Here is a 10,645-nt window from a genome sequence, read left to right as displayed (position 1 = left end):
GTGCGGGCGCGGGGACACGACCCGGCGCGGCGGATCGCGCTCGCGGCGGCGGGTGAGCTGCGGCGCGCGGGGATGCCGGCCCGGGTGCTCGCCGTGCTGCGGCAGCGGCGTGCCGTGGCCGACCAGTCGGGGCTCAACTCCCGGCAGCGGCTGGACAACCTCGCGGGCGCCCTGGAGGTGGCCTCCGGGGGCGTCCGGCTGATGAGCCGCGGAGCCCGCGTGGTGCTGGTCGACGACCTGATGACGACGGGAGCATCCCTGGCGGAGGCGTCGCGCGCTCTGCGCGTCGCTTTCGCGGAGAGGGCCGACGAATGCGAACAGATATGCGATTTCTACGGTCGGGTCACGCCGCAAACGATGGGGGGTGAGGTGTCGCAGGCAACGGGGGCAGGGGGTGGCCGGTCGCAAGCGGTCGTGGGAATGGGTGGTCCGAACGGCGCCGGAGTCATGATCAGTGCGGCCGTGGTCGCGGCGCGTCCAGCCTCTTTCGAAACAAACTGGAACTGACTGAGATCTTGCGTCGTTGCAGGTGGTGAGAGGTTCAATTCACCTGAATGGAGGTACACCGCAGGAGAGGGTGACGACATCCGTCCGGGCGAGATATGTTCGGGTTGAGAGGGAATGGTGGACGCCGTCCCTCGCATATCCGAATACCGTGCTGCGGGTTTTCTGCAATCACTCGTAGCGGTGGGGTGGAGATCTTGCCTGCGGGGGAGGAGGAGGTGGAAGTCACCGAGTCCGAGGCTCCGGGACGTGCTGGAGTCTGGTGCAAAAGGGAGATGCTCCGCCATCGATGCGGAGCGATCCGGGAACGGAGTTCTGCGTGGACATCGTCGTCAAGGGCCGCAAGACCGAGGTGCCAGAGCGGTTCCGCAAGCACGTGGCCGAGAAGCTGAAGCTGGAGAAGATCCAGAAGCTCGATGGCAAGGTGATCAGCCTCGACGTCGAGGTGTCCAAGGAGCCCAACCCCCGACAGGCCGACCGTTCCGACCGAGTGGAGATCACACTTCACTCCCGCGGTCCGGTGATCCGGGCAGAGGCATCGGCCAGTGACGCGTACGCGGCGCTGGACCTGGCGACTGACAAGCTGGAGGCACGGCTGCGCAAGCAGCACGACAAGCGCCGCACGCGTCGTGGCAACGGCAGGCTCTCGGCCGCCGATGTCGCTGACAGCGTCCCCGGCGCGGCGACGCTCAACGGGAACGGCAGCATCGTCCACGAGGAAGAGCCCGAGGACGTGCCGACCAGGAAGATCGGCTCCCTTGAGGTGAAGGGGGAGGGCCCCCTCGTCGTACGCGAGAAGACCCACGTCGCCTCTCCGATGACGCTCGACCAGGCTCTCTACGAGATGGAGCTGGTGGGGCACGACTTCTATCTTTTCGTCGACTCCGAGACCAAGGAACCGAGTGTCGTCTACCGGCGGCACGCATACGACTACGGCGTCATCCACCTCAGCACGGACCCGATGGTCGCCCAGGCACACAAGCCTTCGGCGGGCGGCACGCTCGGCGGCTGAGATCGATCGGTGAGCACTGGGCCGGTGCCCCTGGGAGCGCACATGCGCCCCCAGGGGCACCGGTGTGCGACCCCTCGCGCCCCGCTCCGTCACCGCGCTGTCGTCCGGGCATGAAATCATGGCGGTACCGGCCCCAACCGGTGGGCCGTTGCCGTGCGTTGGCAATGGCGCAGAAACACAGGCCACGGCCTTCAGGGGGAGGAACCATGGCGGACAGCTTCGGACCGATGCAGGACGAGGATGCCGACGACGGCGTCGTCGGCATGGGCCCGGACGCGAGCTCTCCACGCAAGGAGCCGATCCGGGTCCTTGTCGTGGACGATCACGCCCTCTTCCGCCGCGGCCTGGAGATCGTGCTCGCCGCCGAAGAGGACATCCAGGTCGTCGGAGAGGCGGGCGACGGGGCGGAGGCGGTCGACAAGGCCGCTGACCTGCTGCCCGACATCGTCCTGATGGATGTGCGGATGCCGAAGCGAGGCGGCATCGAGGCGTGCACCTCCATCAAGGAGGTGGCTCCGAGCGCGAAGATCATCATGCTGACGATCAGCGACGAGGAGGCTGACCTCTACGACGCGATCAAGGCGGGCGCGACCGGCTATCTCCTCAAGGAGATCTCCACGGACGAGGTGGCCACGGCCATTCGCGCCGTCGCGGACGGACAGTCCCAGATCAGCCCCTCGATGGCGTCGAAGCTGCTCACCGAGTTCAAGTCGATGATCCAGCGCACCGACGAGCGGCGCCTGGTGCCCGCGCCCCGGCTCACCGATCGCGAGCTGGAGGTCCTCAAGCTCGTGGCCACGGGGATGAACAACCGGGATATCGCCAAGGAGTTGTTCATCTCCGAGAACACCGTGAAGAACCATGTGCGCAACATCCTGGAGAAGCTGCAGCTGCACTCCAGGATGGAGGCTGTCGTGTACGCGATGCGGGAGAAGATCCTCGAGATCCGCTGAGCCCTTCGCCGGGAGCGGCCGCTGCCCTACGGCGGCGGCCGCAGGGCAGTCGCGCGATGCCGGCGGTCACGTCAGCACACGGGTCAGTTCCTTCGCCAAGGGCTCGCGCAGGTTCGCGGCGTCCACTCGCTCCACGCGTACGTCCGTGCAGTCCACCCAGCCCGCTGCCTCTACGAGAGCCTGGGCGACGGCGGGCACGGCCTTGGGGCCGTCCAGAGTCACCTGCTTGGCCACCAGCGTCCGGCCCTCGCGTGCGGGATCCACACGGCCGACGAGGCGTCCGCCGGCGAGGACGGGCATCGCGAAGTAGCCGTACACCCGCTTCTGCTTGGGGACGTAGGCCTCGAGGCGGTGGGTGAAGCCGAAGATCCGCTCCGTGCGCGCCCGTTCCCAGATCAGCGAGTCGAACGGCGACAGCAGCGTCGTACGGTGGCGGCCGCGCGGTGTCGTCTCCAGGGCGGCCGGATCGGCCCAGGCGGGCTTGGACCAGCCCTCGACCGTCACCGGGACCAGGCCCGAGTCCGCGATGGCCGTGTCGACCTGGTCGCCCTTGAGGCGGTGGTAGTCGGCTATGTCCGCGCGCGTGCCGACGCCCAGCGCCTGGCCCGCGAGCCGGACCAGGCGGCGCAGGCACTCGGCGTCGTCCAGCTCGTCATGGAGCAGGGCGTCCGGGACGGCGCGCTCGGCGAGGTCGTACACCCGCTTCCAGCCGCGCCGCTCGACGCACACCACCTCGCCGTACATCAGGGCGCGCTCCACGGCGACCTTCTCGCCGGACCAGTCCCACCACTCGCTGGTCCGCTTCGCGCCGCCCAAGTCCGTGGCCGTGAGGGGGCCTTCGGCGCGGAGCTGCTTGATGACACGGTCGTACGCGCCGTCCGGCAGGGTGTGGTTCCAGTGCGGGCGCGCGCGGTAGGCGCGGCGGCGGAAGGCGAAGTGGGGCCACTCCTCGACGGGGAGGATGCAGGCGGCGTGCGACCAGTACTCGAAGGCGTGGGGTCGTGCCGGAGACGCGCCAACGGACGCAGTCGTCCAGTAGGCCCGGTCCACGGTCTTGCGGCCGACGGCGCCGAGGCGGGCGTACGGAATGAGCTCGTGGGAGCGGGCCAGCACCGAGATCGTGTCGAGCTGGACCGCGCCCAGCCGCCGAAGCACGCCTCGCACGCCGCCTCTGCGGTCGGGGGCGCCCAGAAATCCTTGTGCGCGCAGGGCGATACGTCGGGCCTCGTCGGCGGAGAGTTCGGCGGTGGGGCGCGGCAGACTCGTCATGGTCCGCACGATAAGTGGTGTCACTGACAAGCCGCCCTGACCTGCGACAGCTTCAGTCCCGCTCCGGAGCCGGCACATACGGCGCCGTCGACGGCAGCCCCAGGTCGGACGGGAGGAGCGAGGCGATCCAGATGTCGCGTCGTACCCCCTTGTTGTTGATGCCGGAGCGCAGGACGCCCTCGATGGTGAAGCCGGCGCGCTCGGCGACGGTGCGGGAACCCGTGTTGCCGACCTCGGCGCGCCACTCGACGCGATCGATCGCCAGGTCCGTGAAGCCCCAGCGGGACGCGGCGCCCACGGCCTCGGTGATGTAACCGTTGCCCCGGTGCTGCTTCGTCGCCCAGAAACCGATCTCGGCGGCACCCAGGGAGCGCATGGTGAGGCCGACCGTGCCGACGAGCTCACCGGTGGCCGGCAGGAAGACGCCGAACGTGAACATCGAGGAGTCCGCCCAGCCGTCGGGCACCATCTGCTCAGTGAAGCCGGCCGCGTGCTCACGCAGATAGGGTGAGGGGATCGGGATCCAGCGCTGGATGTCGGGGTCCTGGCAGGCGTCGTACACGGCGTCGGTGTCGTGCGGTCCCACCGGGCGCAGCAGGAGTCGCTCGGACGTGAGGGTGACGGGGTCCATCGCCTGAGTCTGCTCGGGTTGCCGCGACGAAGCCAGCACTTTTGCTCTGCGTGAGGTGCCGGTTACCGTTCGTTTTGACAATGCGGCACCTTCGGCATCTCCCGTCCGTTGTCCTCATGGCTGTCGTGGCCAGACCTCCCGACCCGGTGGGGTCCTCGCTTACGATGGCCGTTGCTCACTGTGTAAATGGAAACCGACCGTCCCAGGCCCGACCGGCAAGGAGACAAACCCCCGTGTCCGTCCTCTCGAAGATCATGCGTGCAGGCGAAGGTAAGATCCTGCGCAAGCTGCACCGCATCGCGGACCAGGTCAACTCCATCGAAGAGGACTTCGTCGACCTCTCGGACGCCGAGCTTCGGGCCCTCACCGATGAGTACAAGGAGCGGTACGCCGACGGCGAGAGCCTCGACGATCTGCTGCCGGAGGCCTTCGCGACCGTCCGTGAGGCCGCCAAGCGGGTCCTCGGACAGCGCCACTACGACGTGCAGCTCATGGGCGGTGCCGCCCTCCACCTCGGCTACGTGGCGGAGATGAAGACCGGTGAGGGCAAGACCCTGGTCGGCACGCTGCCGGCGTATCTGAACGCACTCTCCGGAGACGGCGTCCACATCATCACGGTCAACGACTACCTGGCCGAGAGCCAGTCCGAGCTGATGAGCCGCGTCCACAAGTTCCTGGGTCTGACCGTCGGCTGCATCCTCGCCAACATGACGCCGGCCCAGCGCCGCGAGCAGTACGCGTGCGACATCACGTACGGCACGAACAACGAGTTCGGCTTCGACTACCTGCGCGACAACATGGCGTGGTCCCAGGAAGAGCTCGTCCAGCGCGGCCACAACTTCGCGATCGTCGACGAGGTCGACTCGATCCTCGTCGACGAGGCCCGTACGCCGCTGATCATCTCCGGCCCGGCCGACCAGGCCACCAAGTGGTACGGCGATTTCGCCAAGCTGGTCACGCGCCTGAAGAAGGGCGAGGCGGGCAACACCCTCAAGGGCATCGAAGAGACCGGTGACTACGAGGTCGACGAGAAGAAGCGCACCGTAGCCATCCATGAGTCGGGCGTCACCAAGGTCGAGGACTGGCTGGGCATCGACAACCTCTATGAGTCGGTGAACACCCCGCTGGTGGGCTACCTGAACAACGCCATCAAGGCCAAGGAGCTCTTCAAGAAGGACAAGGACTACGTCGTCATCGACGGCGAAGTCATGATCGTCGACGAGCACACGGGCCGTATCCTCGCCGGCCGCCGCTACAACGAGGGCATGCACCAGGCGATCGAGGCGAAGGAAGGGGTGGACATCAAGGACGAGAACCAGACCCTCGCCACGATCACCCTGCAGAACTTCTTCCGCCTCTACCGCAAGCTCTGCGGCATGACCGGTACGGCGATGACCGAGGCGGCCGAGTTCCACCAGATCTACAAGCTCGGTGTCGTCCCGATCCCGACCAACAAGCCGATGGTCCGCATGGACCAGTCGGACCTGATCTACCGCACCGAGGTCGCCAAGTTCGACGCCGTCGTCGACGACATCGCCGAGAAGCACGAGAAGGGGCAGCCGATCCTCGTCGGCACCACCTCGGTCGAGAAGTCCGAGTACCTCTCGCAGCAGCTCAGCAAGCGGGGCATTCAGCACGAGGTGCTGAACGCCAAGCAGCACGACCGTGAGGCGACGATCGTCGCCCAGGCCGGCCGCAAGGGTGCCGTCACCGTCGCCACGAACATGGCCGGCCGTGGTACGGACATCAAGCTCGGCGGCAACCCGGAAGACCTCGCCGAGGCGGAGCTGCGTCAGCGCGGCCTCGACCCCGAGGAGCACATCGAGGAGTGGGCCGCCGCGCTGCCCGCCGCCCTGGAGAGGGCCAAGAAGGCGGTGCAGGCCGAGTTCGAGGAGGTCAAGGACCTCGGCGGGCTCTACGTGCTGGGCACCGAGCGGCACGAGTCGCGTCGTATCGACAACCAGCTGCGCGGTCGTTCCGGCCGTCAGGGCGACCCCGGCGAGTCCCGCTTCTACCTGTCGCTCGGCGACGACCTGATGCGGCTGTTCAAGGCCCAGATGGTCGAGCGCGTGATGTCGATGGCGAACGTGCCGGACGACGTCCCGATCGAGAACAAGATGGTCACGCGCGCGATCGCGTCCGCGCAGTCGCAGGTCGAGCAGCAGAACTTCGAGACCCGGAAGAACGTCCTCAAGTACGACGAGGTCCTCAACCGGCAGCGTGAGGTCATCTACGGAGAGCGGCGCCGCGTTCTGGAGGGCGAGGACCTGCACGAGCAGATCCAGCACTTCATGGACGACACGATCGACGCGTACATCGACGCCGAGACCGCCGAGGGCTTCGCCGAGGAGTGGGACCTGGACCGGCTGTGGGGCGCCTTCAAGCAGCTCTACCCGGTGAAGGTCACCATCGAGGAGCTCGAGGAGGCGGCGGGCGACCGCGCGGGTCTCACCGCCGAGTTCATCTCCGAGTCCATCAAGGACGACATCCACGAGCAGTACGAGTCGCGTGAGGGGCAGCTCGGCTCCGAGATCATGCGGGAGCTGGAGCGCCGGGTCGTCCTCTCGGTCCTGGACCGCAAGTGGCGCGAGCACCTCTACGAGATGGACTACCTCCAGGAGGGCATCGGCCTGCGCGCGATGGCCCAGAAGGACCCGCTGGTCGAGTACCAGCGCGAGGGCTTCGACATGTTCACCGCCATGATGGAAGGCATCAAGGAGGAGTCCGTCGGCTACCTGTTCAACCTGGAGGTCCAGGTCGAGCAGCAGGTCGAGGAGGTCCCGGTCGAGGACGCGAAGCCGTCGCTCGACAAGAAGGAGGACACGGTGCCGGCGGGCGCCCGTCCGGAGATCCGCGCCAAGGGCCTCGACGCCCCGCAGCGGCCGGACCGCCTGCACTTCTCCGCGCCGACCGTGGACGGCGAAGGCGGCGTTGTCGAGGGCGACTTCGCCAGCGACGACGAGCCGGTGCGCTCGGAGTCGGACGGCCTCACGCGCGCGGAGCGCCGTAAGCAGCAGAAGGGCGGGCGGCGCCGCAAGAAGTGACGGTCCGCTCCGCGGGGGTCTTCCTCCCGCCACGGGCGAGATCGGCGTGATTTTCGAGATCGGCGTGGTCTTCGAAGGGCCGGGCACCTGGGGTGCCCGGCCCTTCGGGCTGTTCTGGGGTGCGTACGGTTCAGTCGTCGTCCGTACGTGGCATGCGGGCGCCGCCCAGTTCCACCGCCGTGCAGCGCCAGCGGAGGTCCTGGCCCTTCTCCAGGCGGAAGGCCATGGCGCGGAGCTGGTCACCCGCGCCGATACGGGCGAAGGCCTCGATCGCGCCCGCGCGGGGCACGTAGTAGCCGATGTCGCGGACGACCGGGCGGGTGCCCCGGGCGCGCAGGGGGCCACGTTCGGCGAGCCACGCCAGTTCGTCATAGGCCCGGCCCGCGGTGTGCCGGAGCATGCAATGAACGGGGCGCTGGCCGCTGAGGACGGCTAGGAGGCGGTCGGCGAAGAGGTCGGTGGGGCGTGGCTGCGGTGGTGTCGCGAGCGGGCCCTCACAGGGCGTCGTGCGGGATGGGCTCCCGCGCCCTGCCGTGACGGTTGAGCGCGCGCCCGGACTCGTGTCAGGGGCGCTGTCGGTGGGCGTCGGCTCAGGTGTGTTCTCGGTCTGGGGTGTGCTCTCGGTCTGGGGCGTGCCGACGGGTGTGCCCCTGAGCGGTGTGGTGCGCGGGCCAGTGGTGCGAGGGGCGGTGGTGCGCGGGGCGGTGGTGCGCGGGGCGGGTCCGGCCGGTCGGCGGGTGTCCTGGCGGCCCGGCGGGCGGGTGCCCGGGTAGCGCCTCGTCCGGGTCATGACCTTGTTCATGGCGTTGTCCCCAGTCGGTGAGCCCGGCTGATACCGGGCAGTAACTTCCTGTCGGGGATCTTGTACGAGGCCGGAGGGGGCGGCCGCAAGGACACCGGCCGCGCGCCGGGCGGCCGGAAACCTTCACCTATCAGGGTGGCGGGGGAGGGCGGGAGGCTTGGCGGGGCCGGGCTGTACCGGGTGAGGAGCGCGCCGGGCGGTTGACGTCATGGGCGGGGCGGCCCGGACCCGAAAGGGGACTCCCGCACGTATCCTGAAGGTCCTCCCGGAGGCGCGGGAGCGCCCTCCTCGGACTCCTCCGACTACGAAAGCGGCCAGCTATGCGCGTCTACGTCCCCCTGACCCTCTCCGGTCTCGCCGAGGCGTACAAGACGGGTGAGCTCGGGGCAGGGCCCTTTGTCGCGCACGCCGTCACGCCCGCGTTGCGTGAGTGGTATCTGTCCGACGACATCGAGGAGTTGGAGTACGCGGCGCTGAACCGGGCCGCGCTCGCCTCGCTGCGGCTGCTCGCGCTCGACCCGGAGGCCGTGCGTCGGCGGGTCGTCGTCGCCGTCGATGTCCCGGACGGAGCGGCGGTCGCCGATCCCGACCGGGGACTCGACCCCGCCGCGCTCGGAGAGGTGCGGGTCGGTGGGCCCGTGCAGCTCGCCAGGGCCGCGGCCGTACACGTCGACTCCGTCGAGGCCGAGACCGATGTCTCGGCGGCGGCGGACGCGCTGGGCGCGGCGGACACGGGCGACGACGACGCGCAGTTCGTCGTGGACGGGGCCGAGGACCATGAGCTGCTGTGGTTCGCCACGCAGGAGATTCCGAACCTGGTGGGGCTCGGGGACTGAGGTTCGTCTCACGGTCGTTGTCAGTGCGGGCGGGTACTTTTCTGGCATGGGGAAGTACGGAGCAGCGCACATCGTCTGGGACTGGAACGGGACCCTGTTCCACGACAATGAGGCAGTCATCGGGGCGACGAACGCGGCGTTCGTCGAGTTGGGGCTGGAGCCGATCACGCTGGAGCAGTACCGGGAGCTGTACTGCGTGCCGGTGCCGCGGTTCTACGAGAGACTGATGGGGCGGTTGCCCACGGACGAGGAGTGGGAGGTCATGGATGAGACCTTCCATCGGTACTACGCGGAGCACCGGGTGAGGTGCGAGCTCGCCGCCGGGGTTCCGGGGCTGCTCACCGAGTGGGTGTCGGCCGGGCGCAGCCAGTCGATTCTGAGCATGTACGGGCACGACGAACTCGTCCCGCTGGTGCGGAGGTTCGGGATCGAGACCCACTTCATACGGGTCGACGGGCGGACCGGGCCGTCCGGGGGCAGCAAGGCCGAACACATGGTGCGTCATGTCAAGGCGCTGGCCGGGGTGGAGCCCGCTCGTACGGTGGTGATCGGGGACGCAGCGGACGACGCGGTCGCGGCGCGGTATGTGGGCGCGCGGGCCGTGCTCTACACCGGGGGGTCGCACAGCCGGGCCAGTCTTGAATCGGTGGGGGTGCCTGTGGTGGACAGCTTGGAGGAGGCGGTCGCGGAGGCGGAGCGGTTGGCGGCGTGACGGGTGCGTGATCGGTGCGTGATCGGTGCCCCCGGGGCGCCGTCTGTGGGGGCGCAGGTGTCAGGTCGCGGGGGCCTTCGCTCGTAGGACTGTGAGGAACTCCCGCATCCAGCGGGAGTGGTCCGGCCAGGCGCGCGACGAGACCAGGGTGCCGTCGACCACGGCCTCGGCGTCCTGGAAGGTGGCGCCGGCTGCCTGCATATCCAGTTCCAGGGCCGGATAGGCGGTGACGCGGCGGCCGCGGAGGCCGTCGACCGCCGCGGTCAGCAGGGGGCCATGGCAGATCTGGGCGATGGGCTTGTCCGTGTCGAAGAAGGACTTAAGGATCTTGCGGAGTTCCGGGTCGTTGCGGAGGTACTCCGGGGCTCGTCCGCCGGGGATCACCACGGCCGCGTACTGGCCGGGGTCGACCTCCGAGAAGGCCAGGTCGGCGGGCCAGGTGTAGCCGGGCTTCTCGGTATAGGTGTCGAAACCGGGTTCGAAGTCGTGGACGACGAAGCGGAGTTTTTTGCGGGTGGGGGCGGCGATGTGGACCTCGTAGCCCTCTTCGCGCAGGCGCTGGTACGGGTACAGGACTTCCAGCGATTCCGCGGCGTCTCCGGTGACGATCAGGATCTTCACAGCCATGGCGCTCCGTTCCTTTCGCCGGGATCCTTCGCATTCGCCGGGATCCGTCTCGCCCAACGTGCCTCTACGGCGAGCCTTTGGCAAGAGGGCCGGGCGCCTCCGGCGGTTGACCGGGGTTGCGCTGCCGGTGGTGGGTGGGTCGGGGGCGTGTGCCGGTGCGTCCGCCCGTCGCCGCGGGGGCATACGACCGTGGCCTGGTAAGTAGGCACGGGTTTCCTGAGACAGGCTGTAAGCGACGGCCGATGACGCACCGGC

10 protein-coding genes are annotated in these 10,645 nt (G+C 68.8%); 6 read left to right on the top strand and 4 right to left on the bottom strand.

Annotation, left to right across the window (positions count from 1 at the left end; translation table 11 throughout):
* From FE633_RS47670 to FE633_RS46170, 3 genes are all read left to right on the top strand, one after another.
* Positions 1-507, top strand: a 507-nt coding sequence (locus FE633_RS47670) for a ComF family protein (RefSeq protein WP_212747357.1), incomplete at its 5' end; no start/stop codon positions are given.
* A 316-nt stretch (positions 508-823) separates the two neighbouring features.
* Positions 824-1,516: a ribosome hibernation-promoting factor, HPF/YfiA family gene (gene hpf, locus FE633_RS46175; RefSeq protein WP_425473335.1), complete on the top strand. Its 693-nt coding sequence runs from the start codon at positions 824-826 to the stop codon at positions 1,514-1,516.
* Positions 1,517-1,722: 206 nt separating this feature from the next.
* On the top strand, positions 1,723-2,469 hold the full coding sequence (locus tag FE633_RS46170; RefSeq protein ID WP_138051143.1) for a response regulator: 747 nt from the start codon (positions 1,723-1,725) through the stop codon (positions 2,467-2,469).
* 66 nt (positions 2,470-2,535) lie between these two features.
* Here FE633_RS46170 and FE633_RS46165 read toward each other — a convergent pair whose 3' ends face one another.
* Both FE633_RS46165 and FE633_RS46160 read right to left on the bottom strand, forming a co-directional pair.
* Positions 2,536-3,738, bottom strand: a complete 1,203-nt coding sequence (locus FE633_RS46165; RefSeq protein ID WP_138051142.1) for a winged helix-turn-helix domain-containing protein — start codon at positions 3,736-3,738, stop codon at positions 2,536-2,538.
* A gap of 52 nt (positions 3,739-3,790) precedes the next feature.
* Positions 3,791-4,369 carry a GNAT family N-acetyltransferase gene (locus FE633_RS46160; protein WP_138051141.1) on the bottom strand — a complete coding sequence of 193 codons (579 nt, stop codon included), beginning with the start codon at positions 4,367-4,369 and terminating at the stop codon, positions 3,791-3,793.
* A 233-nt stretch (positions 4,370-4,602) separates the two neighbouring features.
* On the opposite strand from FE633_RS46160, the gene secA reads away from it, so the two are divergent.
* Entirely contained in the window at positions 4,603-7,413 is a 2,811-nt protein-coding gene (gene secA, locus FE633_RS46155) for a preprotein translocase subunit SecA (protein WP_138051140.1), read from the top strand.
* 130 nt (positions 7,414-7,543) lie between these two features.
* On the opposite strand, the gene FE633_RS46150 is transcribed toward secA, so the two are convergent.
* Positions 7,544-8,215, bottom strand: coding sequence for an Rv3235 family protein (locus tag FE633_RS46150; RefSeq protein WP_138051139.1), 672 nt, complete (start codon positions 8,213-8,215; stop codon positions 7,544-7,546).
* Positions 8,216-8,535: 320 nt separating this feature from the next.
* Between FE633_RS46150 and FE633_RS46145 the strand changes: the two genes are divergently transcribed.
* Together FE633_RS46145 and FE633_RS46140 are read left to right on the top strand one after the other, a co-directional pair.
* Positions 8,536-9,051: a DUF6912 family protein gene (locus tag FE633_RS46145; RefSeq protein WP_138051138.1), complete on the top strand. Its 516-nt coding sequence runs from the start codon at positions 8,536-8,538 to the stop codon at positions 9,049-9,051.
* A 46-nt stretch (positions 9,052-9,097) separates the two neighbouring features.
* Positions 9,098-9,763 carry an HAD family hydrolase gene (locus FE633_RS46140; RefSeq protein WP_138051137.1) on the top strand — a complete coding sequence of 222 codons (666 nt, stop codon included), beginning with the start codon at positions 9,098-9,100 and terminating at the stop codon, positions 9,761-9,763.
* A 60-nt stretch (positions 9,764-9,823) separates the two neighbouring features.
* On the opposite strand, the gene FE633_RS46135 is transcribed toward FE633_RS46140, so the two are convergent.
* Positions 9,824-10,390 (bottom strand): DJ-1/PfpI family protein, encoded by a 567-nt coding sequence (locus FE633_RS46135; RefSeq protein WP_138051136.1) that lies wholly within the window; start codon positions 10,388-10,390, stop codon positions 9,824-9,826.
* Between the last annotated feature and the right edge of the window lie 255 nt (positions 10,391-10,645).

Source organism: Streptomyces montanus (genome assembly GCF_005786655.1).
In the GTDB taxonomy this organism is placed as follows: Bacteria; Actinomycetota; Actinomycetes; order Streptomycetales; family Streptomycetaceae; genus Streptomyces; species Streptomyces sporangiiformans.
Note: the sequence above shows the minus strand (reverse complement) of the source record. Positions and strands in the feature narration are given on the sequence as shown.

Excerpts from the sequence above, each read along its gene's own strand:
- FE633_RS46170 (WP_138051143.1), top strand. The coding sequence starts at position 1,723 with ATGGCGGACAGCTTCGGACCGATGCAGGACGAGGATGCCGACGACGGC.
- FE633_RS46165 (WP_138051142.1), bottom strand. The coding sequence starts at position 3,738 with ATGACGAGTCTGCCGCGCCCCACCGCCGAACTCTCCGCCGACGAGGCC.
- FE633_RS46160 (WP_138051141.1), bottom strand. The coding sequence starts at position 4,369 with ATGGACCCCGTCACCCTCACGTCCGAGCGACTCCTGCTGCGCCCGGTG.
- FE633_RS46150 (WP_138051139.1), bottom strand. The coding sequence starts at position 8,215 with ATGAACAAGGTCATGACCCGGACGAGGCGCTACCCGGGCACCCGCCCG.
- FE633_RS46145 (WP_138051138.1), top strand. The coding sequence starts at position 8,536 with ATGCGCGTCTACGTCCCCCTGACCCTCTCCGGTCTCGCCGAGGCGTAC.
- FE633_RS46140 (WP_138051137.1), top strand. The coding sequence starts at position 9,098 with ATGGGGAAGTACGGAGCAGCGCACATCGTCTGGGACTGGAACGGGACC.
- FE633_RS46135 (WP_138051136.1), bottom strand. The coding sequence starts at position 10,390 with ATGGCTGTGAAGATCCTGATCGTCACCGGAGACGCCGCGGAATCGCTG.